The organism is Microbacterium sp. MYb66, from assembly GCF_002979435.1.
Lineage (GTDB): Bacteria > Actinomycetota > Actinomycetes > Actinomycetales > Microbacteriaceae > Microbacterium.
Genome location: NZ_PCOV01000003.1, coordinates 313,918 through 337,506, shown reverse-complemented (window position 1 = coordinate 337,506; position 23,589 = coordinate 313,918). Strand labels below are relative to the sequence as shown.

The 23,589-nt window shown below is 69.4% G+C and carries 24 protein-coding genes; 13 read left to right on the top strand and 11 right to left on the bottom strand.

The annotated features are described in order from the left end of the window. Positions 1-75 precede the first annotated feature (75 nt). The 4 genes from CQ045_RS08860 to CQ045_RS08845 are packed head-to-tail and all read right to left on the bottom strand — an operon-like array spanning position 76 to position 3,801. The gene (locus CQ045_RS08860; protein ID WP_105722786.1) at positions 76-1,284 is read right to left on the bottom strand and encodes an ABC transporter permease; all 1,209 of its coding nucleotides are present in this window, start codon (positions 1,282-1,284) and stop codon (positions 76-78) included. After that, on the bottom strand, positions 1,281-1,991 hold the full coding sequence (locus CQ045_RS08855; protein WP_105722784.1) for an ABC transporter ATP-binding protein: 711 nt from the start codon (positions 1,989-1,991) through the stop codon (positions 1,281-1,283). The genes CQ045_RS08860 and CQ045_RS08855 overlap by 4 nt, the downstream gene beginning before the upstream one ends. After that, positions 1,988-3,043, bottom strand: coding sequence for a peptidoglycan-binding protein (locus CQ045_RS08850; protein ID WP_146115214.1), 1,056 nt, complete (start codon positions 3,041-3,043; stop codon positions 1,988-1,990). The genes CQ045_RS08855 and CQ045_RS08850 overlap by 4 nt, the downstream gene beginning before the upstream one ends. After that, positions 3,040-3,801, bottom strand: a complete 762-nt coding sequence (locus CQ045_RS08845) for a hypothetical protein (protein ID WP_105722780.1) — start codon at positions 3,799-3,801, stop codon at positions 3,040-3,042. Before CQ045_RS08845 ends, CQ045_RS08850 begins: the two co-directional genes overlap by 4 nt. 136 nt (positions 3,802-3,937) lie before the next feature. On the opposite strand from CQ045_RS08845, the gene CQ045_RS08840 reads away from it, so the two are divergent. Then, positions 3,938-4,603: a response regulator transcription factor gene (locus tag CQ045_RS08840; protein WP_105722778.1), complete on the top strand. Its 666-nt coding sequence runs from the start codon at positions 3,938-3,940 to the stop codon at positions 4,601-4,603. 5 nt (positions 4,604-4,608) lie between these two features. Next, complete coding sequence (locus CQ045_RS08835; protein ID WP_181156506.1) at positions 4,609-5,886, top strand: HAMP domain-containing sensor histidine kinase; 1,278 nt, start codon at positions 4,609-4,611, stop codon at positions 5,884-5,886. Positions 5,887-5,920: 34 nt separating this feature from the next. Here CQ045_RS08835 and bsh read toward each other — a convergent pair whose 3' ends face one another. The 5 genes from bsh to CQ045_RS08810 form a co-directional block, all read right to left on the bottom strand. Further along, on the bottom strand, positions 5,921-6,898 hold the full coding sequence (gene bsh, locus CQ045_RS08830) for a choloylglycine hydrolase (protein ID WP_105722774.1): 978 nt from the start codon (positions 6,896-6,898) through the stop codon (positions 5,921-5,923). Positions 6,899-7,038: 140 nt separating this feature from the next. Further along, positions 7,039-7,947, bottom strand: a complete 909-nt coding sequence (locus CQ045_RS08825; protein ID WP_105722772.1) for a glycine betaine ABC transporter substrate-binding protein — start codon at positions 7,945-7,947, stop codon at positions 7,039-7,041. Between the two features lie 53 nt (positions 7,948-8,000). After that, the gene (locus CQ045_RS08820) at positions 8,001-8,957 is read right to left on the bottom strand and encodes a proline/glycine betaine ABC transporter permease (RefSeq protein WP_105723223.1); all 957 of its coding nucleotides are present in this window, start codon (positions 8,955-8,957) and stop codon (positions 8,001-8,003) included. Further along, entirely contained in the window at positions 8,957-10,261 is a 1,305-nt protein-coding gene (locus CQ045_RS08815; RefSeq protein ID WP_105722770.1) for a glycine betaine/L-proline ABC transporter ATP-binding protein, read from the bottom strand. The genes CQ045_RS08820 and CQ045_RS08815 overlap by 1 nt, the downstream gene beginning before the upstream one ends. Positions 10,262-10,614: 353 nt before the next feature. Next, on the bottom strand, positions 10,615-11,727 hold the full coding sequence (locus CQ045_RS08810; RefSeq protein WP_105722768.1) for a class I SAM-dependent methyltransferase: 1,113 nt from the start codon (positions 11,725-11,727) through the stop codon (positions 10,615-10,617). A 90-nt stretch (positions 11,728-11,817) separates the two neighbouring features. Here CQ045_RS08810 and CQ045_RS08805 point away from each other — a divergent pair, with 90 nt between their 5' ends. From CQ045_RS08805 to CQ045_RS08775, 7 genes are all read left to right on the top strand, one after another. Beyond that, the gene (locus CQ045_RS08805; protein WP_105722766.1) at positions 11,818-12,810 is read left to right on the top strand and encodes an ABC transporter ATP-binding protein; all 993 of its coding nucleotides are present in this window, start codon (positions 11,818-11,820) and stop codon (positions 12,808-12,810) included. After that, positions 12,810-14,432 carry an ABC transporter permease gene (locus CQ045_RS08800; protein ID WP_105722764.1) on the top strand — a complete coding sequence of 541 codons (1,623 nt, stop codon included), beginning with the start codon at positions 12,810-12,812 and terminating at the stop codon, positions 14,430-14,432. Before CQ045_RS08805 ends, CQ045_RS08800 begins: the two co-directional genes overlap by 1 nt. 9 nt (positions 14,433-14,441) lie before the next feature. Next, positions 14,442-14,981, top strand: coding sequence for a GbsR/MarR family transcriptional regulator (locus tag CQ045_RS08795; protein ID WP_258131008.1), 540 nt, complete (start codon positions 14,442-14,444; stop codon positions 14,979-14,981). Positions 14,982-15,095: 114 nt separating this feature from the next. Continuing rightward, complete coding sequence (locus tag CQ045_RS08790; RefSeq protein WP_105722762.1) at positions 15,096-15,485, top strand: GntR family transcriptional regulator; 390 nt, start codon at positions 15,096-15,098, stop codon at positions 15,483-15,485. Beyond that, complete coding sequence (locus CQ045_RS08785) at positions 15,482-16,396, top strand: ABC transporter ATP-binding protein (RefSeq protein ID WP_105722760.1); 915 nt, start codon at positions 15,482-15,484, stop codon at positions 16,394-16,396. Before CQ045_RS08790 ends, CQ045_RS08785 begins: the two co-directional genes overlap by 4 nt. Beyond that, on the top strand, positions 16,396-17,082 hold the full coding sequence (locus tag CQ045_RS08780) for a hypothetical protein (protein ID WP_105722758.1): 687 nt from the start codon (positions 16,396-16,398) through the stop codon (positions 17,080-17,082). Before CQ045_RS08785 ends, CQ045_RS08780 begins: the two co-directional genes overlap by 1 nt. Before the next feature lie 171 nt (positions 17,083-17,253). Then, positions 17,254-18,360: an aromatic acid exporter family protein gene (locus CQ045_RS08775; RefSeq protein WP_105722756.1), complete on the top strand. Its 1,107-nt coding sequence runs from the start codon at positions 17,254-17,256 to the stop codon at positions 18,358-18,360. A gap of 4 nt (positions 18,361-18,364) precedes the next feature. On the opposite strand, the gene CQ045_RS08770 is transcribed toward CQ045_RS08775, so the two are convergent. Next, a complete protein-coding gene (locus CQ045_RS08770; protein ID WP_105722754.1) occupies positions 18,365-18,955 on the bottom strand; it encodes a helix-turn-helix transcriptional regulator in 591 nt (196 codons plus the stop codon). Between the two features lie 74 nt (positions 18,956-19,029). Between CQ045_RS08770 and CQ045_RS08765 the strand changes: the two genes are divergently transcribed. After that, on the top strand, positions 19,030-20,382 hold the full coding sequence (locus tag CQ045_RS08765; protein WP_105722752.1) for an MFS transporter: 1,353 nt from the start codon (positions 19,030-19,032) through the stop codon (positions 20,380-20,382). Positions 20,383-20,413: 31 nt separating this feature from the next. On the opposite strand, the gene CQ045_RS08760 is transcribed toward CQ045_RS08765, so the two are convergent. Continuing rightward, positions 20,414-20,632: an SCO4848 family membrane protein gene (locus tag CQ045_RS08760; RefSeq protein WP_105722750.1), complete on the bottom strand. Its 219-nt coding sequence runs from the start codon at positions 20,630-20,632 to the stop codon at positions 20,414-20,416. Positions 20,633-20,755: 123 nt separating this feature from the next. On the opposite strand from CQ045_RS08760, the gene CQ045_RS08755 reads away from it, so the two are divergent. Genes CQ045_RS08755 through CQ045_RS08745 form a run of 3 tightly spaced genes read left to right on the top strand, consistent with a single transcriptional unit; the run spans position 20,756 to position 23,464 of the window. Then, positions 20,756-21,382, top strand: coding sequence for an RNA polymerase sigma factor (locus CQ045_RS08755; RefSeq protein ID WP_258131007.1), 627 nt, complete (start codon positions 20,756-20,758; stop codon positions 21,380-21,382). Then, positions 21,379-21,834, top strand: coding sequence for a hypothetical protein (locus tag CQ045_RS08750; protein ID WP_105722746.1), 456 nt, complete (start codon positions 21,379-21,381; stop codon positions 21,832-21,834). The genes CQ045_RS08755 and CQ045_RS08750 overlap by 4 nt, the downstream gene beginning before the upstream one ends. Positions 21,835-21,892: 58 nt before the next feature. Next, positions 21,893-23,464: a S8/S53 family peptidase gene (locus CQ045_RS08745; protein WP_105722744.1), complete on the top strand. Its 1,572-nt coding sequence runs from the start codon at positions 21,893-21,895 to the stop codon at positions 23,462-23,464. The last annotated feature ends 125 nt before the right edge of the window (positions 23,465-23,589 follow it).

Sequence of the window (23,589 nt, the reverse complement as noted above, 5' to 3'; positions counted from 1 at the left end):
CCCGGGATCGTGGACGGGTCAGGGGGTTGCGCCCGCCCGCCCCAGTCTCGCTCCGAAGCGGGGGACGGGGCGCGGTCACACCGTGCGCAACGCCGAGGTAGGAGACAGACGCGCCGCGCTCACGGCGGGATACAGACCCGCGATCACCCCGACCGCGAGCGCCACGACCGGACCGCCGACGAGCACCGCCGTCGGTATCGTCACCGCCTGCCCCTGGATCGAGGCGTAGGCGACGACGCCGAGCGCCCCGCAGATCACCCCGGCGATGCCCCCCAGGCCGCCGAGCACGATCGCCTCCGCCACGAACTGCCCCGCGATCTGACCTGATCGCGCACCGAGCGCCCTCCGGAGTCCGATCTCGCCGCGACGCTCCAGCACGGCCACCACCATGGTGTTGGCGATGCCGATGCCTCCGACCAGCAGAGCGATCGCTGCGAGGCCGACGGCGAGGCCGGACAGCGAGTCGTCCGCGGTGTCCCTCGCCCCGGCGAGATCGCCGAGGCCCATGACCTGCACGTACGGAGAGGTCGGATTCGCGGCACGCCCGATCGCGTCGCGGACCTTCTCGCCCGTTCTGCCGTCGGCCATGCGCACGTAGATCGAGGCGATGGTGTCATCCCCCTTCGCCGACACGTGCTCGGCCGCCCAGTGATCGCCGAGGAACGCGCTCGCGTCGATGGATTCGGCGAGACCAGCAGAGTCCAGGATGCCGATCACCGTGTACCACTGCTCCCCGATCCACACCCGCACCCCCGGCTCGGTGATGCCCATCCGCGCGGCCGCGGCAGAGCCGAGCACGGTCACCGGCAGCGAGCGGTCGGTCTCGTCGAACCACGCGCCCTTCGCGACCGAGCCCTCGACCGAGGCCAGGAAGTCGGGGCTCGCGGCGAACGCGGTCAGACCGTTGCCCTGACTCTTCGGCATGAGGTCGTTGCGGTACACACCGGTGCCGTCCGGCACCTTCTCGAGCACGCCGACCCGCTCGACGCCGGAGACCCGCTCGATCATCCCGGCCGCCGTCTCGGGCAACGGGACCGGCTTGTTGTCCGGCCCGTATCCGGGTTGCACGACGATCATGTTCGCCCCGAGCGCGTCGAGCTCGTCCAGCAGCGCGGCCTGGTTCGACGCGGCGATGCCGGTGATGGCCGTGAGCGCCGCGATGCCGACGGCGACCCCGAGCGCCGAGAGCGCCGTGCGCATCTTGCGGCTGCGCGGACCGATGAGCGCGGTGCGGATGCTGTCCGCGACACTGAGCCGCGGCATCCGCTCTCCCGTGCGTCTCATGCCGCGACCTCTTCCTGCTCGATCGACCCCGTGTCGCTCACGATCCGCCCGTCGTGGATGCCGATCTGCCGCTGTGTGCGCTCGGCGATGTGCGGATCGTGGGTGATGATCACGACCGCGGTGCCCGAATCGGCGATCGACGTGAGCAGTTCGAGGATGCGCTCGCCCGTGGTCGAGTCGAGAGCCCCGGTCGGCTCATCGGCGAACAGCACCGACGGGTTCCCGACGATCGCCCTCGCGATGGCCACCCGCTGCTGCTCCCCGCCCGAGAGCTGACCGGGCCGGTGCTTCATGCGGGCGCCGAGGCCGACCCGTTCGAGGGCGGCAGCCGCGCGCACGGAGCGCTCCGCCGCCGGCACTCCCGAATAGAGGAGTCCGAGCGCGACGTTCTCGACCGCGCTCAGGGCCGGCAGCAGGAAGAACTGCTGGAACACGAACCCGATCCGGCGAGCGCGGAGGACCGCACGGGCGCGCTCGGGGAGCGCCGCGGCATCCGTCCCGTCGATCAGCACGGTGCCGCTGGTGGGGTCGTCGAGCGTGCCCATGATCGAGAGCATCGTGCTCTTTCCCGATCCGGACGCGCCGACGACCGAGACCAGCTCGCCGCTCCCGATCGCCAGGCTCATGCCGTGCAGCACCCGCAGCGGCGGGCTGCCGGGATACTCCTTGCTCACGTCGACGAGCTCGACGACGGTGTCGGGACTCATTGCGCCACCACCACCGCGTCGCCTGCGGCCAGGTCGCCGCCGGTCACCTGCACCCTGGTGTCGGCGATCAGTCCGACCTCCACGGACACGCGCTCGACCTTGCCGCCCTTGCGCAGCACGTCGACCGCATAGCCGCCGTCGGTCGTGGCCACGAGAGCGGTGACCGGCACGACCAGCGCATCCTTCACCTCCGAGGTGGCGAACACGACCTTGACGGCACGCAATCCGATGCCTTCGGCGACGGCGGGATCGGCGAACTCGATGTTCGCGGTGGCCGGTGTGGTCTCGCCCTCCTTCTCGGTCGGCTGTCCGCCGGGATCGACGGCGGTCACCGTCGCCGGAACCTCGGTGCCGTCCGGCAGGATCACGGTCACCGGCGTCGCCGGCAGGATCTCCCGCGCCTGCGCATCGGTGAGCTTGGCGACCACCCGCAGCGTGGTGCTCGTGTACGTCAGCGGACTGGCCCCGGCGGGGTCGCCCAGCTGCGCCTTGACCGAGTCGATCCGCACGGATCCCGCGGTGATCGCCACGACGTCGCCCAGTTCGACGACACCGTCCTTGGTCACGCCGAGGGCTTTCTGCCATGCCTTGACGTTGGCCTCGGTGACCGCGGTGAACTCGTCGTCCACCGTCATGTCCTTGCCGAAGCCGAGGTCGGCGAGGGCCTGCTCGAGCTGGCGGACGTCGGGACCGTCTTCCACACCGAGGCCGAGGTCGCGCCAGAACGGCCGGTCGCCGCGCACCGCGACCACGGGCCTGCCGTCCACCTCGTAGATGGCCTGACCGACGCCGATCACGTCACCGGCGGTCGGCAGCCGCGTGATGGTCCCCCCACGCCCGGGGAGGGCGATGGATGCTCCGTAGCTCAGGCTGCCGTTGAGCCTCAGGTCGGAGGTGAGGGTGGTGAGCTCTGCCTCTGCCGTGACCGGCTTCTTGCTGTCGTCGGGCGTCTCGGCCACCGAGCTCCAGGGCTGCATCACCGCCAGAGTCACCGCCGCCGCGACCAGCAGCACCCCGACGGGAACGAGCACCTTGGCCACCCGGCGGCTCATTCGTCGCCCCCGGAGGGGAGGACCGTCGCGACCGAGAAGGCCCCGTCGAAGTACTCGCTCATCAGCGCGAACCAGTCGAAGTCAGCGGATTCCGTGCTCTCGGGCGAGAACATGGGCGGCATGTCCCCCGCGGTCTCCGCGCACGCGTCGAGGAGCGTTCGCGCCTCGTCCTCCGTGATGCCGACGGGGAGCTCGAGCATTCCGTCGGCGTCGGGGTCGGCGAAGTCCGTGAATCCGTTCTCCCTGGCACACGAGGCGAAGGCGAGCCCCGCCTCCATGAACTCTTCCGGCGAGAACATCTGCGTCTGCGCACCTTCTCCCGAGATGTCGGGCTCGGGCTGCGTGAACTCGGGAACCTCCTCCTCGCACTTCTCCCAGGCCGCGCGCTGGCCGCCCTCCTCGGGATAGCCGGACGCGGCGGTCGAGGCGAGCCACGTGCCGTCCTCGTCCGAGAACACCATCGTCATCGCCGTCTCCTCGCCCTCGCCGGCGCCGAGCGCTGTGGTGCTGTCGGTCAGCGTGCCCACCGAGCCCTCGGTCGGCGCATCCGGCATCAGCAGGCCGACCTGGCCCCCCTCGACGATCTTCGCCGTCTGCCCCTCCTCGGTCAGACAGGTCACGAACCGGGCTGCGGCCTTGTCGTTCGCGCCGTCCTTCGCCTTGTCGTCGCCCGTGGGGCCGGCACAGGCGGCGAGCGCGAAGAGTGCCACGACAGCGGGCACCACCGCCAACGAGCGGCGTGTTTTCGAGTCGAACATGACATTCCCTTTCTCGGGGTCGCAGCTCGTCCGCGACGTGCAGTCAGTTCTACGGATGCCCTGGTTTGCTTTGGGTATGACGGCGCCTAACCGGAAACTAACCGCGCAGAGCGCACCCTCGGAGACGGGAGGTGCCATGAGACTGCTGCTGGTGGAAGACGAGGTCGACCTGGCCGACACGCTGGCCGACGGCCTGCGTCGCGAGGGCTACCACGTCGACGTCGCGCGCGACGGTGCAAGCGCTCTGACAGCGGCGGCGTCGACCGATGTGGACGTGATCGTGCTCGACCGCGATCTGCCCGTCCTGAGCGGCGACGCAGTGTGCCGCACTCTTGTCGCGCAGGAGTACCCGGCGCGCATCCTCATGCTCACGGCAGCGGGAACCCTGAACGACCGGGTCGAGGGCCTCGACCTCGGCGCCGACGACTACCTCGCCAAGCCGTTCGCGTACGTCGAGCTGCTCGCTCGACTCCGCGCCCTCGGCCGCCGAGCGCAGTCGACGCGCCCCCACGCGGTCCTGGAGTTCGCGGGCGTCCGCCTCGACATCGTGCGGCGCATCGTGGAACGCGACGGCACCCCGGTTCGGCTCACGCTCAAGGAGTTCGGAGTCCTCGAGACGCTGCTGGCCGCGGAAGGCGGCTACGTCAGCGCCGACGACCTGCTCGACGAGGTGTGGGACGAGCCGCACGAACGCACCCGCGGGGTCGTCAAGATCGTGGTGCACACGCTGCGCCGAAAACTCGGGGCTCCCGCGGTCATCCAGTCCGCGGCCGGCCACGGCTATCGAGTGGGGACGACATGAGACGCATGAGCTTCCGCACCCGGCTGGTGATCGTCATCGCCGGAGTGTTCATCGCCGCCGGTGCGGCCCTGCTCACGGTGCAGTATCTGGTCGTGCAGCAGCTGTTCGCCTCGGCCATCAGCACCACGGCGGCGAGCTGCGTGCCGATGACCTCGGTCTCTCCCCTCACGGACGGGACGAGCGTCACCGACGGCGCCGACCTGAGCGGCGCGGCGCCGTTCACCGACAGCAGCGGCCTGCTGTACAGCACCACGAGCACGGGATGCGGCTACTTCGCCGAGACCGCCGACGTCGTCGACTTCCAGCTGGCCGCTCCGATGCAGACGCTCTCGCTGCAGGCGGTGGAGGGCGCCGTGCTGCAGCAGTCCACGTTCCTCGCGGACGAGGTCGGCGGCGGGCTGCTGCTGTGGTCGGTGGTGGTGCTCGTCGGGTTCACCGGGGTCGCGGCCGCCATCGCGTTCTGGCTCGCGCGTCGATCGCTCGGCCGCATCGGAGAGGTCACCGCGACCGCGCGCGACATCTCCGAGCACGACCTCGGGCGACGGCTGGACCTGCCCGGTCCGGACGACGAGATCAAAGAGCTGGGCGACACGATCGACGACATGCTCGACCGGCTGCAGTCGGCCTTCACCGCGCAGGACAGATTCGTCGCGAACGCCTCGCATGAGCTGCGCACCCCGCTCACCACCACTCGCACGGCGCTCGAGATCCCGCTCGAACAGGGGACGGTACCGGCGGAACTGCAGCCGAACATGCAGCGCGCACTGCGGGCCACCGAGCAGAGCGAACGACTCATCACGGCGCTGCTCGCCCTCGCACGATCGCGCGCCGGCCTCGAGCAGGTCGAGCCGGTCGAGGTCAGCACGCTGATCGAGGCCGAGATCGATGATCTGGACTCCGAGGAGATCGTGGTGCACTCGGACCTCCGTGACCTCACGGTCGAGGGGAACACGGTCCTGTTGGCGAGAGCCGTACGGAACCTCCTCGAGAACGGCATCCGCCACAATGCGCCCGGCGGGGAGCTCTGGGTGCGCTGCCGACGCGAGCGCGGTCGCGCCGTCATCGAGGTCGAGAACACCGGGACCCCCCTCACCCCCGCGACCGTGGCGCTGCTCGCCGAGCCCTTCTACCGCGGAGATGCGAGCCGGACGTCCACCGGACCCGACGGCACCGGACTGGGGCTCGCGATCGTGCAGAGCGTCGCGAAGACCCACGAGGGCGAACTGCGCCTGCGGGCGCGCAAGGGCGGTGGGCTCATCGCCTCGCTCGTGCTGCCGCTCTGATCGCGTCCGGTGACACGGCGGAAATGCGGTCCGATCAGTTCTGCATGCGGATCTGCTGCCCCTCGATGAGGGGGTAGGCGGCGAGCTCGGACCCATCGAGGTTCTCCCGGTGCATGTCGACCCCGGTGATCTGGCTGTTCTCGTAGGTCGTGTAGTAGTAGATCCCCTTGTCGGTGTTGCAGCACGACGAGTAGATGGTGATCTCGTACTTCTCCTCATCGCCCACGCGCACGCATCCGCGCTGCTGGGCGACGGATCCGAGGATCTGGAAGAACTGGCTGATCGACTCCGACTCGGAACTGCCCGAGACCGAGTTCATGCGTGTGAACACTGCCTTGACGAATCGTGACGACGACGACAGATCTCCGGGGAGACCCATCCCGCCCATGCCCCGGCTGTAGGTGTCGAGAGGCACGTCAGGGGCGAAGGTGTTCTGCGGTTGCCGGTTCGAGAGATGCATGTAGTCGTTCAACCGGAAGGCCTGGATGTCGAACGTGGGATTGTTGGTGAGAACACCCCAGGGGTTGTCATACACCTTCAGGCCTTCCCGCACGCTCTCCACCGTGATCGACGCCGATCCGTCCGAGATGATCCAGTGCAGCGGCGACAGGGGGAACTCCGCACTGAAGGAGATGTCGACGAGGTTCACGGTCTCCAGCGCCGCTCTCACCTGCGCCACGGACTCGAACTGACCCAGAACCCAGGGGATGAACTCGAACGGCGTGACGTTGGTCGCGGCGGGGTCCTCCGGCGGGTAGTAGGCGTTGTCGGGAAAGTTGAGCCCGGCCATGCCGAGGCCCCTCTCATTGACCGCGTCGTAGTACAACGGGTAACCGTCCGAGATCGTGGCGATGCCGATGATCGCGTGGTGGGTCGTGAATGCGGGAAGCCGTCGGAACGAGAACGAGAAGTTCCTCGGCGTGATGGTGACCGTCTCGTTGTACGAGAACTCCAGATCGAGATTCCTTCCGAAGTAGTGGTCAGCGGTGGTGAAGCTCAGCCCTGTGCACATCGGTTCCCTCTCCATTCCTGGCCCTGTCGGGTCCGCGAGTGGTCATGGTCGCACTTTCGCCGACGGAGCAAAAGGGGGCAGAGACGAAGAAGGAGGGTCTCCCCCTCGGGGGAGACCCTCCTTCTTGGAGGAAGATCAGGTCAGCTGGTGACGACCCAGTCGAACTGGTCGCCGTACTGCTTCAGCCACTCGTCGACGGCATCCGCTTCCTTGCCCTCGCCGTACTCGTTGACCACGAGGTCTTCGAGCGCACCGTACTGCTCGTCGTCGAGCTTGATCTTCTCGATCAGCTCAGCGGCCTCGGGGAACTCCTCGGCGAAGCCCTTGGTGCCCAGGAAGTGCAGGCCCTCGGCCTTGCCCATTGCGCCCTTGGGGTCTTCGAGGTCCTTGACGGGGAAGGCGTCGTTGGCCCAGAACGGACGCCACAGCGTGACGACGATGTCCTCCTGCTTGTCGGTCGCGGTCTTCAGCTCGGTGAGCATCGCGGCGGTCGACGAGGTGACGAGCTCGTACTCGCTGTCGAGTCCGTACTCGGGGAGCATCTTCTGAGCCTGCGCGGTCAGACCGGCGCCCGGCTCGATGCCGTAGATCTTGCCGTCGAAGTCGGCGCCCTTGCCCGCGAGGTCCTCGATCGAGGTCAGTTCGGAGTACTCCGGCACCGCGAGGGTGAGCTTGGCGTTCTCGTAGTACTTGCCGAGGTCTTCGATGTCGTCGCCGTACGTCTCCATGTACTCGGCGTGCGTGAGCTCGGGCCAGGCCGACGGGTACATGTCGACGTCGCCCTGCGCGAGACCGGTGTACAGCGGGCCGGCCTCGGTGAGCGTCTTCATCTCGACCGTGTAGCCGATCTTCTCGAGCTGGTCCTGCAGCAGGTACGCGGTGCTCAGGCCGTCGGTCCACGAGGGCAGGAAGCCGAGGGTGATCGTGCCCTTGTCCTCGGCGTCGCCACCGCCGCTGCTGGTGCCGCCGGCGCCGTCGCCGCTGCATCCGGCGAGGGTGAGGGATGCGGCGATGCCGACTGCGGTGATTGCCAGGATCTTCTTCTTCATGTGATTCTCTCTCTTGCGTTCCGTATGGGTGTTGTTCCGTAGGGGTGAAGACTTCAGTGCACGAGCTCCGCCTCGTCGGCGGCATCCTGCTTCGCGGAGACCTGCGCGGCGGGGACGGATGCTGTTCCGCCACCGTGCGGCGCACGACGACGCTCGATCATCCCGAGCAGCGACGAGCGGTTCTCGCCGGGGGCGCCCAGTGCGGCGGTCACGCGATCGAGGAAGACCGCGATGAGCACGACGCCCAGGCCGGCCTCGACGCCCTTGGGGATGTTGATCGTCGAGATCGCCTCGACCACCATCTTCCCGAGGCCGTCCGCACCCGCCATTCCGGCGATGACCGCCATCGACAGGGCGAGCATGATGACCTGGTTGACGCCGGCCATGATGGTCGGCATCGCGAGCGGGAGCTGGATGCCGCGCAGGATCTGTCCCGGCTTGGCGCCGAACGCGTGTCCTGCCTCGACGGTCTCGGAGTCGACGCCCCGGATGCCGAGCTCGGTCAGTCGCACGCCCGGAGGCAGCGCGAAGATCACGGTGGCGACGAGGCCGGGGACCACGCCGATGCCGAAGAACACGATCGCCGGGATCAGGTAGACGAACGCCGGCATGGTCTGCATGAAGTCGAGCACGGGCTTGAGCACGGCCCGCACGGTGGCGTTGCGCGCCGACCAGATGCCGAGCGGCACCGCGATCAGCACGGCGATCACAGCGGCCACGAGCACGAGTGCGAGGGTCTGCATGGCGGGCACCCAGAGGTTCATCCCGACGATCAGCCCGAACGACACGATCGTGCCGATGGCGAGCTGCCACGAGCGCACGACCCAGGCGATGAGTGCGGCGATCACGATGATGACCGCGAAGTGAGGGGTCAGCAGGATGCTCGTGAGCCCGTCGACGAGGAAGCTCATGACGAACGAGATCACGTCGAGCAGACCGTCGAGGTTGTCCTTGATCCAGTCGACGCCGGATTCGATCCAGGTCCCCACGGGGATGCGGAAGCCGTCCATCAGCGCACCTCCTCCGTGGTCGAGGCCGTCGGAATCGGATCGGCCGTCCATCCGTCGTCCAGCACGGCGTCGATCTCCGCCTGCGGCATCGGCACGAGAGGCAGCGTCAGCTCACCGGTCGCCCCCGGTCCCGGGCCGAGCGCGGCGAGCAGCGTGACGCGGGGGATCACCCCGGCCAGACGCCCCTCGGCATCCGTGACGGCCAGCGGCAGCGGCGATTCGACCGCCGGGACGAAGAGGTTCATGAGGACCTCGTCCTCGTGGACGCTCTGCGGCACCGGCTTGAGCACCGACTCGAGTGTGGCGATGCCCTTGCGGACGAGCTTCACGGCGTCGCGATCGGTCACGATGCCCCGCAGCTTGCGGTCGCGGCCGGTGACGTAGGTGGCCGACATGTAGGCGTCGCGCATCTGGCGCAGCGCCGTCCGCGGGCCGGCGGTGTCGGGGACGACGGGGCGCGGACGCTCCATCACATTCGCGGCCGTGAGCACACGGGCGCGGTCGACGTCCTGCACGAACTGCTCGACGTAGTCGTTGGCCGGGTCCATCAGGATGTCCTCCGGCGTGCCGATCTGCACGATGCGGCCGTCGCGCATGACGGCGATCCGGTCGCCGAGGAACATGGCCTCGTTGAGGTCGTGCGTGATGAACACGATCGTCTTCTTCAGCTTCTGCTGCAGCTCGAGCAGCTGCTCCTGCATCTCGCGCCGGATGAGCGGGTCGAGTGCACTGAAGGCCTCGTCCATGAGCAGGATGTCGCTGTCGGCGGCGAGGGCACGGGCGATGCCCACGCGCTGCTGCATGCCCCCGGAGAGCTCGGAGGGGAGCTTCTCGCCCTGCCCCTCGAGCCCGACCAGCGACAGGATCTCCTCGGCCTTGGCCAGGCGCTCGGCCTTGGCGACGCCCTTGAGCTCGAGCGGGTACGCCACGTTCGCGGCGACTGTGCGGTGCGGCAGCAGGGCGAAGTGCTGGAAGACCATCGAGATGCGGTCGCGGCGGATCTCGCGCAGTCGTGCGGCGGGGATTCCGGTGATCGGGTCGCCGTTCACGGTGACGGTGCCGTCGGTGATCTCATGCAGTCCGTTGAGCATGCGGATGATGGTGGACTTGCCCGATCCGGACAGCCCCATGATGACGAAGATCTCACCGCGGTTCACGGCGAAGCTGGCGTCGATGACCGCTGCGGTACCGGCATCCGCGACGGCGGCACGGCTCTCACCGGCTTTCAATCGACGGACGGCGGTGTTCGGATTCTTACCGAAAACCTTGTAAAGATGGCGCGCTTCGAGAGCGATTTCGGACACGTTTCCCCCGCGGCTCGCCTTCGGGTGGCTGAGCCTGCTTCGGTTACGCCCGGGTGAGGCTCTCGGGGCCGTTCGACATGATCGCTGTGGCGGCACGGACGGCGGATTTCGGATCCGCCGCGATAGAGCATCGACCGTACGTCCACGCCTCTTCGCAGCACAGCTCATCGAAAGAAGGACGTGGTCGCGGACTGGTCTTCGGGCCGTCAGGCCCACGTTCCAACGTAACGAAATGGCCGATCAGGGGCAAATCCTGGGCTTCGGACGCGCGTGGTTTTCCACGGCTGACCGGGGGATTGCACGGGTATTCAACAATCTCTTCGTCGACGCCCCGGAGGGCGGGAATCGCGCGCTCAGAGCTCCCGGATGCTGCGCGTCACGGTGAACTTCGGGGTGCGCTGCAGCTGCTCCGTGACCCCGATCAGGCGGGTGAGTTCGGGGCGGTATCCGAGCGAGGAGTTGTACACCGTGAAGAGCTCGCCACCCGGGCGCAGCACGCGCGCCGCGGCCTCGAAAAGACGGGTCGCCGCACCCGTGTGGACGCTCGCACCGAGGTGGAACGGCGGGTTCAGCAGCACGATGTCGACGCTCGCGTCGGGGATCTCGGAGGCGGCATCGTCGTGGGTCACGGTGACGCGGTCGGCGACCCCGTTCGCGGCGGCCGTCGCCCGGGCGGATGCCACGGCCGCCGCCGAACGATCGGTCGCGGTCACACGGGATTCGGGGTGCGCGAGCGCGTACGAGACGGCGAGCGCGCCGGTGCCGCAGCCGAGGTCGAGAACGTGGGGCGCCGCGGGGCGGTCCCGACCGAGCACGTCCAGCAGCACCCGGGTGCCGATGTCGAGGCGTGCCCCCGCGAACGCACCGCCATGGGCGACCAGGGTCAGACCATCCTGCTGCGCGATCACCGGGAACGGCGGGTCGATGGGAACGGGCCGCGGCTCGGTGGCCACGATCAACCGCGACTTCCGCTCCGCCCGCTGCGCCTGCACGTGCGTGAGACTGCGCCCCAGCACCTCGTTCTGACGGAGGGTCATGTGCTTCACGCGGCCGCCGGCGACGAGCACCACGTCGGGCGCGGCCCAGCGGGCCACGGCATCCGCGATCTCCTCGAGCTCGGCGAGCGACTTCGGCAGCTGCAGCAGCACCAGCCGTGCGCCGGCGAGCAGCGTCTGGTCGAGCTCGTGCGCGGTGAAGCCCGCGAGCCCGAGCCCCTCGGCGTTGCGCTGCAGGGCTCGGCGGCCGGTCGCGAGGTCCTGATGCACACGGATGCCGTGGCGCCCGGCATCCGTCAGAGCCAGGGTGATCGCGCCGTATTCGTCGCCGACCACGACGGTCTCGGAGCCGGGGACGTCGAGCGCGAGCGCCCGTTCGACGAGCAGCAGATCGGTCACGTCATGCGCCTGGAGGTTGTCCGCCTCGACGTCGGGCCAGCGGCGCAGGCTGCTGTAGGGGAACTCCGGCACCAGCCCACTGTACGCGGGGGTCGTAAGGATTTCGCATGCGTCGTTTTCGTCCGATTCACAACATTGTGAATCGGGCGTACGCTCCCGCGCATGACCACCGTCATCGCCACCCAGGACCTCACCAAGCACTACGGGCACGTGCACGCACTCGACGGCCTCGACCTCATCGTCGAGCAGGGCCAGGTGCACGGCTTCCTCGGCCCGAACGGCGCGGGCAAGTCGACCACGATCCGCATCCTCCTCGGCCTCGCGCGCCACACATCGGGGGATGCGACCGTGTTCGGCGAAGACCCGTGGAGTCGTGCGGTCGACCTGCACCGGCGCATCGCATACGTCCCTGGCGACGTCAGCGTCTGGCCGAACCTGTCCGGCGGCGAGGCCGTCGACCTGCTCGCGCGCCTCCGCGGTGCCCGCACCAAAGACCCGGCGTACCAGCACGAGAAGAAGCGACTCATGGAGGCGTTCCAGTTCGACCCGCGCAAGAAGGGGCGCGCCTACTCGAAGGGAAACCGGCAGAAGGTCGCGCTGATCGCGGCGTTCGCCGTACCGGCCGACCTCTACATCCTCGATGAGCCGACCAGCGGTCTCGATCCGCTGATGGCGGTCATCTTCCAGCGCGAGATCGCCCGCGCCCACGCGAACGGCGCCACCGTACTGCTGTCGAGCCACATCATGAGCGAGGTCGAGCAGCTGTGCGACCGGGTGTCGATCATCCGCGCCGGACGCATCGTCGAGACCGGGAGCCTGACGGAACTGCGGCACCTCACCCGCAGCGACGTGTCGTTCACGCCCTCCGGGGCGACCCTCGACCAGGTCGCGCGCATCCCCGATGTGCACGACCCGGAGCTGCAGGGCGACCGCATCCGTCTCGCCGTCGACAGCGAACGCACGGCCACGGTGCTCCCCGCTCTCGCCGCCCTCGGCATCAGCGACCTGCGCGTCGCTCCCCCTTCGCTCGAGGAGCTGTTCCTGCGCCACTACGGCGACGACCTCGCGACGCTCGAGGTCGCCGAGGACGGTGGGACCGATGCTCCGGCCCCCACCACCCGTCGCGAACGCCGTGCGCTGAAGGGCCGTGCGTGATGACTCCCTTCGGCGTGCTGCTGCGGCAGCGACTGCGGCGCGACCGGCTGCAGCTGACGCTGTGGATCGTCGGCACCGCACTCATGGCGTTCGCGGGCTACGCCGGTGTCAGCGAGTCGTACTCGACCCTCGCCGACCGGCAGAACATCCTCGCCGCCGCCCTCGCGAATCCGGTGATCCTGATGTTCCGCGGACTGCCCTCCGGCACGACGGAGGGAGCCTTCCTCGCCTTCGAGGTGCTTCCGTGGCTGGCCCTGCTCGCCGCGCTCATGAGCACCTTCCTCGCCGTCCGGCACACGCGTGGTGATGAGGAGGCCGGGCGGGCCGAGCTGGTCTGGGCGACCCCGGCCGGACGCCGACTGCCGACCGTCGCCACCCTCGTGCACGGCGTGCTGGCGAACGTCGTGCTGGCCGCGCTCACGGCTCTCGCGCTGATCGCCACCGGACTCCCCGCCCCGGGGTCACTCCTCGCGGGCGCGGCGGCCGGCTCCTGCGGCATCGCCTTCCTCGGCATCGGTCTGATCGCCGCGCAGCTCGTGCGCACCTCCCGCGGAGCGAACTCGCTGACGGTGTGGGTGCTCGTCGCGACGTTCCTCCTCCGCGGCATCGGCAACGCCGCGGGCACCCCGAGCGACGACCTGTCGAGCATGACGAGCGCCTGGCCCGCTTGGCTCTCGCCGTTCGGCTGGGCCGAGCAGACGCGTCCCTACGATGTCGACCTCGTGTGGCCGATGCTCCTCGGCCTGGGCTTCGGGCTCGTTCTCGCCGGGGCCGCCCTCGCGCTGCAGTCCCTGCGCGACATCGATGCGAGCTTCGTGGCGGAGCGCCCCGGACGCGTCTCGGCACGCCCCGCCCTCGCCTCACCGCACGCCCTGGTGTGGCGGCTCACCTCGGGGGCGATCATCGGATGGGCGGTCGGCGGCGCGATCACCGGCATCCTCGCCACGACGCTGAGCGGTCTGGTCGATCAGATCTCCGGCGAGAACCCGGCGGTCGCCGAGATCCTGAAGAAGATCGGCGGCGCGACCGGCGGCCTCGACGAGGTCGTCGTGACGGTGTTCTTCACGCTGCTCGGCATCCTCGCCGCGTGCTGCGCCGTGCAGATCGTGGTGCGCGCACGGCAGGAGGAGACCCGCGGCACCGTCGAGGCCGTGCTCGCCACCCCTGTCGGACGCGTGCGCTGGCTCGCGGACTTCGTCATCGTCGGCGTGGTCGCGGTGCTGATCGTCGTCGCCGCGGCTGTGATCGCCGGATGGATCGGCGTCTGGTCGAACGGCGGCGACGAATCGCTCTATCGCATCGTCGCGGTCGCCGGGCTCGGTCAGGCCGTCGCGGCCGCGATCTTCGCGGTGCTCACCGCGTTGGTGTTCGTGCTCCTCCCGCGGGCGACGACCGCCGTGGCCTGGAGCCTCGTGCTGCTGGCGGCCCTGCTCGGCATGTTCGGCCCGCTGTTCGGGCTGCCCGAGTGGACGGCGAACCTCTCGCCGTTCGCGGTCACGCCCGTGGTCGACGGGAGCGGGGTGGACGTGCGCGGTCTGGGGTGGCTCGTGCTCGTACTGGCCGGGGGTGCCGCTGCCGCCCTGACCATGATGCGGCGGCGCGAGCTCGCCCCCGGCGCGTAGGAGGAGTCGATGCCCGACGACAGCCGGCGGAACGGTCCGGACGTGGATGCCGCGACCTCAGGCGAACCCGTCGCCGAAGCATCCGCCTCCGACTCCCATCGCGGGATGGAACCCGCCGAGCAAGCCGCCGCCATGATGACCGCCGCCGGGATGCCGCGGATGCCGGCGCGGGTGATGATGGCGCTGGTCGCGGCCCCCGAGGGCGGGTACACGGCCGCCCAGCTCGGCGAGCGTCTCGGGGTGTCGGCGGCGGCGGTGTCCGGCGCGGTGCGCTACCTGCAGCAGCTGCACTTCATCCAGCGACGCTCGCGCCCCGGCGACCGGCGCGACCGCTACGAGTTCGTGCACGATCCGTTCTACCGCTCGATCGTCGGGAACCTGCCGGTGTACTCCCGCCTCTCGGAGTACATCGACGACATCGCCGCCGAGCACGACGACGATCAGGAAGCCCACGACCGGGCCGTCGAGCTCGCCGAGTTCTTCCGCTTCCTCTCCGCGCGGATGCTGCAGATCGTCGAGGACTGGCGCGAGCACCGCCGCGAGAGCTGACCTCCCGACCTCCTCCGCCCGCACGGTCTGGGTTTCGCACGGACGGGTTGACACACCCGTTGGTTATATGGTTACTTAGTCGAGTAAGTAACCCACCAACCCAGCGGAGGACTCGTGATCGAAGAAGGCAAGCCGCTCTTCCTCCAGATCGCCGAGCAGATCGAGGACTCGATCGTCGACGGCTCACTCGCCGAGGAGGCGCAAGCCCCTTCCACCAACGAGCTCGCCGCGTTCTATCGGATCAACCCCGCCACCGCAGCGAAGGGAGTCGCCATGCTCACCGACAAGGGAGTGCTCTACAAGCGCCGAGGCATCGGCATGTTCGTCGCCGACGGCGCCAGAGATGTCCTCCTCGGCGAGCGCCGCGCCCTGTTCGCCGACCGCTACATCGACCCGCTCCTCGCCGAAGCCCGCACGCTCGGGCTCGGCGCCGACGACCTCGCGGCCCTGCTCCGACAGCGCGCCGCACTGACCACCGACGCAGAAGGGAAGACCCCCGCATGACCGCCGTCATCGAGGTGCAGAACCTCAGCAAGCGCTACAAGGAGAAGCGAGCGCTCGACAACGTGTCGCTCGCCATCGAAGGAGGCGCGATCTACGGCCTCCTCGGCCGCAACGGCGCCGGCAAGACCACACTCATGTCGATCCTCACGGCGCAGAACTTCGAGTCCTCCGGCACCGTCAAGGTGTTCGGCGAGCACCCGTACGAGAACGCGCACGTGCTGAGCCGGATCTGCTTCGTCCGCGAAAGCCAGAAGTACCCGGACGATGCCTACCCCAAGCACGCCTTCAAGGCCGCGAGCCTGTTCTTCCCGAACTGGGATCAGGCCTTCGCCGACGAGCTCGTCGAAGAGTTCCAGCTGCCGATGAAGCAGACGATCAAGAAGCTCTCCCGCGGTCAGCTCTCCGCGGTCGGCGTGATCATCGGACTCGCCTCGCGCGCCGAGATCACCTTCTTCGACGAGCCGTATCTCGGACTCGACGCGGTCGCCCGGCAGATCTTCTACGACCGCCTCATCGAGGACTACGCCGAGCATCCGCGCACGATCATCCTGTCGTCGCACCTGATCGACGAGGTCTCGAACCTGATCGAGAAGGTCATCGTGATCGACAACGGCCAGATCCTCCTGCACGAGGACACGGATGCGGTCCGCGATCGCGCCGTGACCGTGGTGGGCGACGCCGCGAAGGTCGATGCCTGGGCCCAGGGCCGTGAGGTCCTGCACCGCGAGGCACTCGGAAGAGTGTCGTCCGTCACCGTGCTCGGCACGCTCTCCGCCGAGGAACGCGCGGAGGTCGCGGCATCCGGTCTCGATCTCGCTCCGGTGTCGCTGCAGCAGCTGATCGTCCGGCTCACCCAGAAGACGGACTCCCGCTCCGCCAAAGACGCCGTCGCCAACGAGGAGGCCCACTGATGCGACGCACATTCAACGTCGTCCGCCTGCAGCTGATCAACAAGGGCACCTTCGTCTGGTACCCGCTGATCATCCTGGCCGCCGCCGTCGTGATCTCGGTGCTCATCTACGCGCTGATCCCCGTCGACACCCCGAAGTACGGGGGCGGCGGCCAGGCTCCGCTCTGGTACTTCTTCGCCGTCGGGATGTCGGCGATGACCCTGACGTTCCCCTTCTCCCAGGCGATGAGCATCACGCGTCGCGAGTTCTTCTTCGGCACGATGCTCACGGCGATCCTCGCCAGTGCGCTCATGGGCGTGCTGTTCCTGATCGGCGGCGGCATCGAGATCGCCACGAACGGCTACGGCGTGAACGGTTACATGTTCTACCTGCCGTGGTTGTGGGACGCGGGTCCCGGCGGAGCCTTCATCGCCTTCTTCGCCCTCGCGCTCTTCTTCTTCGTGATCGGCTTCACCGGCGCGACGATCTACAAGAGCTGGGGTCAGCTGGTGCTCCTCATCGTGGGCATCGGGCTCACGCTGATCCTCGTCGCACTCGTCTTCCTGGCGACCCGGCTCGAGCTGTGGCCCCATGTCGGGGCGGCGATCAACGACCTCGGCGCACTCGGGCTGGCGCTCTGGATGCTCCTGATCACCGCGGTCTTCACGGGGGTCTCGTTCCTCGCCTTCCGGCGGACCATCCCCTAGCCGCCCGCCGCACGACAGCACCTGCTTCGACGCCGGTCGCCCTCCTCGGGTGGCCGGCGTCGTCGCGTCCGCGCGCTACCGGTACCCGGCCGAGGAAGCAACCCGCTCGTCAGCCGCGGACCGGGCGCATACGCTCACGGAATCACCCCGGCCGCCGAGAGAGAGGATGCCGTGACGCAGAGCCACCCCCGAATCCGCGTGCGCCGCGCCGGCATCGCGCGCGCCCTCTACGAGGCCGTCCGCCCCGCCCGCCTCCTGCTGGTCGTGAAGACGATGCTCGCGGTGGGACTGGCGTGGATGATCGCCCCGCACATGCCGGGCGTCACCGACGAGTATCCCTATTACGCACCGCTCGGTGCACTGGTGAGCATGTACCCCACGCTGATGGGGTCGGCGAAGTCGAGCTTCCAGACGCTGCTCGGGCTCGCCACCGGCATCGGTCTGGCCACGATCATCGTGATCACGGTCGGGCCGACGTGGTGGACCATCCCCCTGGTCGTGGGGGTCGGCGTGCTGCTTTCGGGCACCGGCTGGTTCGGCGCCGGACGCGAGTACATCCCGATGGCCGCCCTGTTCGTCCTGATCATCGGCGGTCAGAACGCCGACGACTACTCGCTCGGCTACCTGACGCAGACCGCGGTCGGTGTCGTCATCGGCCTCCTGGTCAACTTCGTGATCGCACCCGCACCCCTCACCATGGCGGCGGCAGGGCGCGTGGAGGCATTCCGCGAGCAGCTGGCCCAGCACCTGCACGACATCGGGTCGGCGGTGTCGGAATCATGGCCTCCGGAGCACGAGCAGTGGGCGGAGGATGCGACATCCCTCGCCGACACGTCGGCCGAGCTCCGCGCTGCGCTGGCCGAGGCGGACGAGAGCCGACGCGGCAATCCCCGCGCGAAGGGGCACAGATCCCGGATGCAGCAGAGCCATGCCCAGCTCGCAGCGCTCGATCGCATCGCCCACCTCATCCGCGACATCTCCGACGAGATCGCCGACACCATCTGGGAGCGACCGGCGGGCATCGCACTCGACCCCGCGCTCCCGGAGCCGCTGTCCGCCGCCTGCCATGCCGTCGCCGACGTGATCGCCCAGGGTGACGCGTCGTCCGCAGACGACCACCGTGCGCGAGGCGAGGCGGCGCGCGCGATCCGGCTGCTTCTCGAGACCGTCGACGACCGCACCATCGATGTGCGCCGCTCGATGGGCCCCGGCGTGCTCACCGCGATGCATCTGCGTCGCATCCTGATCCTGAGCGGCGCCCCCTCGTCGACGGAGTAGTCCGTCAGATGGTGTCGTCTGCGGCGATCAGATCCATCTGCCAGTAGCGGCCGGCCGGATCGGCGTCGTCGTGCGCTTCATCCGCGGCGTTCAGGACCTCGTTGACCTTCACCATCACGTCGTCGAACTCGGCCTCGGTCAGCCGGATCGTGCGCTGGGTGAAGGCGGCGTGCACCTCGGTCGTGCGGCCGGCGACGTACTCCGGCGTCCAGGCGACCACACGGCGGATCAGCTCCTGGTGGTCTTCGGCGAGCGCGGCGACCACCGCGACGCCGAGTGCTTCGTCGGCGACCGGGTTCTCGGGGCCGCCGACGTTGAGGGCGCCCTTCCGCCCGGTCCACACGCGGTCGCGCCGGTCCCGCGCCTTGTCGGGCGCCTCCTCGATGAGCCCCGCCTCGGCGAGAGCGCGGAGGTGGAAGCTGGCGCTGTTCGCCGGCACGTCGAGTTCTGCGGCGATGTCCGCCGCGCGGAGGAACTCCCGCCGCGAGATCAGGCGCAGGATCTGGCGCCGCAGGGGGTGGGAGTAGGCCTTGAGCATGGCGGATGTCATCCACACCGGGTCATCGCTCGCGGTCTTCGCCCCGTCCTCCGTCATGTGCCGATCCTACCCGCACCCGAAATTGCGCAACCAGACTTGCGCAATTCTTCTTGCGCATTTACTCTCGACGCATGAGCACCGTGACCGAGCCCCATCGTCTCTGGCGCAACACGCGCTACCTCACCTGGCTGGTGAGCGACACGAGCAAAGGCCTCGCGGCTTCCCTGTTCGGTTTCGCGATCCCCCTGCTCACGCTCATCGTGACGAACGACCCCGCCCAGGCGGGCATCATCGGCGGGGCGGGCATGGTCGCTCGACTCCTCACGACCCTCGCCGGCGGCATCCTGGCCGATCGCCACCGCCGCATCGCCCTGATGCTCCTCGGCTCCCTGATCGGCATCGTGCTCGCGGGCGGGTTCACGCTCCTCGCCCTCGGCGACGCCATGACGTTCGCGTCGCTCCTCGTGATCGACGTCCTGCTCGCCGCCCGCAGCGGGCTCTTCGACGTCGCGGGCGAGAGCGCGATCAAAGAGATCGTGCCCGACGACGCGATGGGTCGGGCACAGGCCGCGAACCAGGGGCGCGACGCCGCGCTGCAGCTGGCGGGCGGACCGCTCGGGGGACTCCTGCTGGGCGTCGGCGGCTGGCTGGTCGGCGTGGCCATGACGCTCTGCCACGCGATCGCCGCCGTGACCGCATGGATGCTGGGGCGTCAGATGCGTCGCGCCGCGGGCGCAAACCCGGACGACCTGCACCCGGCTCGGCATGTCGAGCCCGAACACGCCGTCGGTGGGACGGATGACCTGGGTTTCAGCACCTCCCCGACCCCCGTCGTGAAGCCCGATGCGTGGGCGGAGCTGCGGCAGGGGTTCGGCTGGCTGCTCTCCCGCCCCGACCTCGGGGGCGTGCTGCTGATCACCACGGTCATCAACCTGGGCTTCAACGCCGCGATCACGACCGTCATCTACGCGCTGCAGCAGGCCGGACACTCGGAACTCCTGATCGGCACCCTGAGCGCGGCGATCGGAGCCGTGATGCTCGTCGGAGCCGTGTTCGCGCCGCTGCTGGTCCCGCGCATCAGGGCCGGCGTCCTGGCGATCGCCGGACTGTCGGTCGTGTCGGTGGGTGCGATCGCGCTCTCGATGGTCACCGATCCCTGGGTGATCGCGATCGTCCTCGGCGCCTCGGTGCTCCTGCTCCCCGCACTCAACGCCGGGATGATGGGCTACTTCATGGTCGCCACCCCGACGCACCTGCTCGGACGAGCGAACAGTGCCGCCGGGGTGCTCAGCATGGGCGCGATGCCACTCGCACCCCTCATCGCCGGCTTCGGTCTCGCCTGGATCGGGCGGGAGTGGACCATCCTGATCTGCGCCGCGCTCTGCCTCGTCTCGGTCGTCCTCGCCGTCGGCAACCGGGCGCTCCGAGCGCTGCCCGTCGAGTCAGGCTGGGCCGCCCACGCGAAGCAGTTCGAGACGGTCTGAGGATGACGCCGGCCCGGGCCTAGAGCCGGGCCTAGAGCGCGCCGGTCAGCGCCGCGATGCCGGCGAGCACCGAGGCCAGCGCCAGCACGAGTGCGATCGCGATGAGGACGACGTGCACGGTGAGGAACCGGGTGGCCTTGCCGTTCTCGTCGCGGGCCCGCGGATCCTTCGCGACGCGTTTGTAGAACTGCGGCCAGACGAGGGCATTGAAGGCGGCGTTGAGGAAGAGGAGGACGGCGAGGACGATCACCCCTCCACGCTATCGACATCCACCGAGACGTCCGACCACGGGCGGTGCGCAGGATTCTTGGACGCGGACATGTATCAGGATGCTCTTGCCGTGCTCCTGGTAGATGTGATCACAATGGGCTTCATGATCGACGGTGCACCCGGCGCCGCTCTCGATCCTGCCTCGGACGACGGGCGCGCACGCTGGGAGCGGGCCGCGGATCTGTTCGGCGCATGGCGCGAGGGCGACGGTCGCGCGATGGACGAGCTCGTAGGCCTGATGACGCCCGTGCTCTGGCACGTCGTGCGCGCCTACGGCCTGGAACGGACGCTCGCCGAAGACGTGGTGCAGACCACCTGGCTGCAGCTCGTGCGCGGCCACGGCTCGATCAGCGATCCGCGGGCCGTCTCGGCCTGGCTCACCACCACCGCCCGCCGCGAGGCCTGGAAGGTCGCGAAGGCCCACGGCAAGGTCGACACGACCGACACCGACGACCTCGACACACTGCTTCCCGAGCAGGCGTCGGCCGAGGAGCACGCCACGATCGGCGACGAGAACCGTCGCCTCTGGACGGCCGTGCGCCGCCTCAACGAGCGCTGCCAGAAGCTGCTCCGCGTGATCGCCTTCGAGGACCGCCCCGACTACGCGCGCCTCGCCTCGGATCTCGCGATGCCCATCGGGAGCATCGGACCGACGCGCAACCGGTGCCTCGCCAAGCTGCGAGCACTGCTGGACGCACCACCGACAGCGCCGACAGGGGGACTGGCATGACCGAGCAGGAGGATGCCCGGATGTTCGCCCGGCTCCGCACGCTCTGGAGCGAGGTCGACCCGATGCCCGCGGGCCTGATCGACCGCATGGTCGCCGCTGTCGCCGCCGACGGACTCAACCGCGAGTACGCGCTGCTCACCCTGGTCGAAGGCCAGCTCGGTGCGGTTCGGGGAGAGGCGGATGCTCTCACCCTGCAGTTCAGCGACGGCTCCACCAGCATCCTGCTGCACGTGACGACCACCGCATCCGGTCGGCGTCGCGTCGACGGTTGGGCCGACACCGCCGCCGCCGAGATCGTGCTGACGCAGGGGGAGCGGTCCCGGTCGACCGCGCCGGAGGAGACCGGGCGCTTCGTGTTCGACGAGGTGCCGCCGGGTCTCACCCGAGTGCGCCTCACCACCACGATCGGGGACGAGACCCGCACGCTCTCGACCCCGCAGTTCGAGCTGTGACCGCGGGCGCCGCCCGTCGATGACGACGCGGGGCGATCCCGCACGGAGAGGATGACGCATGGACCAGCCCAAGGGATGGACCTGGCAGGACCGCGCGGAAGGATCGATCCGCCGGGGGACGGCGCTCGATCCGAGCACCGAGCCGGTGGACGGCATCCGCGCCTTTCCGACGGCGTACCTGCCGGAGCGCCTGCTGATCACCCGAGCCCTCGGTGACGAGGAGGCCTACGACCGCGAGGTGCGGACGCTCCGCGACGCCGCGGACACCTTCGGATGGCAGCTCGAGATCGAGGACGGTACGCGATCGGCGGCCGACGGCGAGCTGGTCCCGGGCGTCCCCGGATTCCTGCGCGCTCGCCTGCGGACCCCCGACGAGCCGGTCCGCGGCGAATCGCCCGTCGCACCGGATGCCTGGCGGGTGCTCCAGAGGGCGCGGCGCATGTCGCGCTCGACCATGCCTCGCACGAGCCTCGACCATGTGCTGTCCATCGACCCGGTCGGACTCAACCCGTTCACCCGGACGAACCCCTTCACCCGCACCAACCCGTTCACCCGCACCAACCCCGTGCGCGGGGAAGGAGGGGGCGCCGGCGGCAGCGACGACTACCTCGAGCCGGGACGCGGCGCCCGCCAGCCGGTGACCTGGCTGGGTCCGGCTCCTGCACGCGGTCCGGCGCCGAAACGCGGAAGGCGTCCGGTCGTGGCGGTGCTCGACACGGGGTGCGGCGAGCACTCCTGGCTGCCCGCCGACATCGTCACGCGGCAGATCGACCTCGACGGCGTGCCGGTAGGACTCACCGACGACGCCGACCCGGAGCGCTACCCCGACCTCTACGGGCAGCTCGACGGCGAGATCGACGCGGTGGCCGGGCACGGGACCTTCATCGCAGGACTCGTGCGGCAGGCGGCTCCGGATGCCGACATCCTCTCGATCCGGGTGGCCGGAGCCCTCGGCGTGGTCGACGAGAGCACCCTGCTCGAGACCGTCGCGCAGGTGATCACCCTGTTGAGCCGCCACCGCGAGGACCCGAAGAAGGGGTTCCCGATCGACGTGCTGAACCTGTCGCTCAGCTACTACCACGAGACGCCGACCGACGGACTGTTCAGCCTCACGCTGTACCAGCTGCTCGCGAAGGCACGCGGACTCGGCTGCGTGGTCGTGTGCTCGGCGGGCAACGACGCGATCGACAGGCCGTCGTTCCCCGCCTCGCTCTGGCCGTGGCCCGGTGCCGACAACGGCATCCGCCGCGACCGCGACGCCCCGCTCGTGTCGGTCGGGGCGCTCAACCCCTCGGCGCAGTCGGTCGCCCTGTTCTCGAACATCGGCCCGTGGGTGCAGACCTACGCGCCCGGCGCGGGTGTGGTGAGCACCTCGCCCGCTTTCGTGGGCGGGACTCAGGCGGTGACGAGGGCGGATGTCGACGGCCTCCGCCGCGAGACCATCGACCCCGACGACTATCGGGGCGGTTTCGCGATCTGGAGCGGTACCTCGTTCGCCGCGCCGTACGTGGCGGCCCGCATCGCCGCGCAGCTGGGCGCCGTGCCGGTCGGGGGCGTGAGTCCCGCCGTGGCCGCGAAGGCCGTCGCCGCGGTCCTGAAGACCCTGCCTGCCCCGGTCGATTCCGACTGACCCGGGCTGCCTCGCCCCCGGAACGGGCCGTCCGCACCGATGCGGGCGGTCCGTTCTGGGCGCCCCGCGGGTTCCTCACCCCCGGCGACCGACCTCGCGACCGCACCCGCGCTCTTCCGCTGCGG

Excerpts from the sequence above, each read along its gene's own strand:
- CQ045_RS08795 (WP_258131008.1), top strand. The coding sequence starts at position 14,442 with ATGCCCGACGACAGCCGGCGGAACGGTCCGGACGTGGATGCCGCGACC.
- CQ045_RS08785 (WP_105722760.1), top strand. The coding sequence starts at position 15,482 with ATGACCGCCGTCATCGAGGTGCAGAACCTCAGCAAGCGCTACAAGGAG.
- bsh (WP_105722774.1), bottom strand. The coding sequence starts at position 6,898 with ATGTGCACAGGGCTGAGCTTCACCACCGCTGACCACTACTTCGGAAGG.
- CQ045_RS08860 (WP_105722786.1), bottom strand. The coding sequence starts at position 1,284 with ATGAGACGCACGGGAGAGCGGATGCCGCGGCTCAGTGTCGCGGACAGC.
- CQ045_RS08820 (WP_105723223.1), bottom strand. The coding sequence starts at position 8,957 with ATGGACGGCTTCCGCATCCCCGTGGGGACCTGGATCGAATCCGGCGTC.
- CQ045_RS08770 (WP_105722754.1), bottom strand. The coding sequence starts at position 18,955 with ATGACGGAGGACGGGGCGAAGACCGCGAGCGATGACCCGGTGTGGATG.
- CQ045_RS08845 (WP_105722780.1), bottom strand. The coding sequence starts at position 3,801 with ATGTTCGACTCGAAAACACGCCGCTCGTTGGCGGTGGTGCCCGCTGTC.
- CQ045_RS08755 (WP_258131007.1), top strand. The coding sequence starts at position 20,756 with ATGATCGACGGTGCACCCGGCGCCGCTCTCGATCCTGCCTCGGACGAC.
- CQ045_RS08825 (WP_105722772.1), bottom strand. The coding sequence starts at position 7,947 with ATGAAGAAGAAGATCCTGGCAATCACCGCAGTCGGCATCGCCGCATCC.
- CQ045_RS08840 (WP_105722778.1), top strand. The coding sequence starts at position 3,938 with ATGAGACTGCTGCTGGTGGAAGACGAGGTCGACCTGGCCGACACGCTG.
- CQ045_RS08780 (WP_105722758.1), top strand. The coding sequence starts at position 16,396 with ATGCGACGCACATTCAACGTCGTCCGCCTGCAGCTGATCAACAAGGGC.
- CQ045_RS08765 (WP_105722752.1), top strand. The coding sequence starts at position 19,030 with ATGAGCACCGTGACCGAGCCCCATCGTCTCTGGCGCAACACGCGCTAC.
- CQ045_RS08750 (WP_105722746.1), top strand. The coding sequence starts at position 21,379 with ATGACCGAGCAGGAGGATGCCCGGATGTTCGCCCGGCTCCGCACGCTC.
- CQ045_RS08745 (WP_105722744.1), top strand. The coding sequence starts at position 21,893 with ATGGACCAGCCCAAGGGATGGACCTGGCAGGACCGCGCGGAAGGATCG.
- CQ045_RS08855 (WP_105722784.1), bottom strand. The coding sequence starts at position 1,991 with ATGAGTCCCGACACCGTCGTCGAGCTCGTCGACGTGAGCAAGGAGTAT.
- CQ045_RS08835 (WP_181156506.1), top strand. The coding sequence starts at position 4,609 with ATGAGCTTCCGCACCCGGCTGGTGATCGTCATCGCCGGAGTGTTCATC.
- CQ045_RS08850 (WP_146115214.1), bottom strand. The coding sequence starts at position 3,043 with ATGAGCCGCCGGGTGGCCAAGGTGCTCGTTCCCGTCGGGGTGCTGCTG.
- CQ045_RS08800 (WP_105722764.1), top strand. The coding sequence starts at position 12,810 with ATGACTCCCTTCGGCGTGCTGCTGCGGCAGCGACTGCGGCGCGACCGG.
- CQ045_RS08805 (WP_105722766.1), top strand. The coding sequence starts at position 11,818 with ATGACCACCGTCATCGCCACCCAGGACCTCACCAAGCACTACGGGCAC.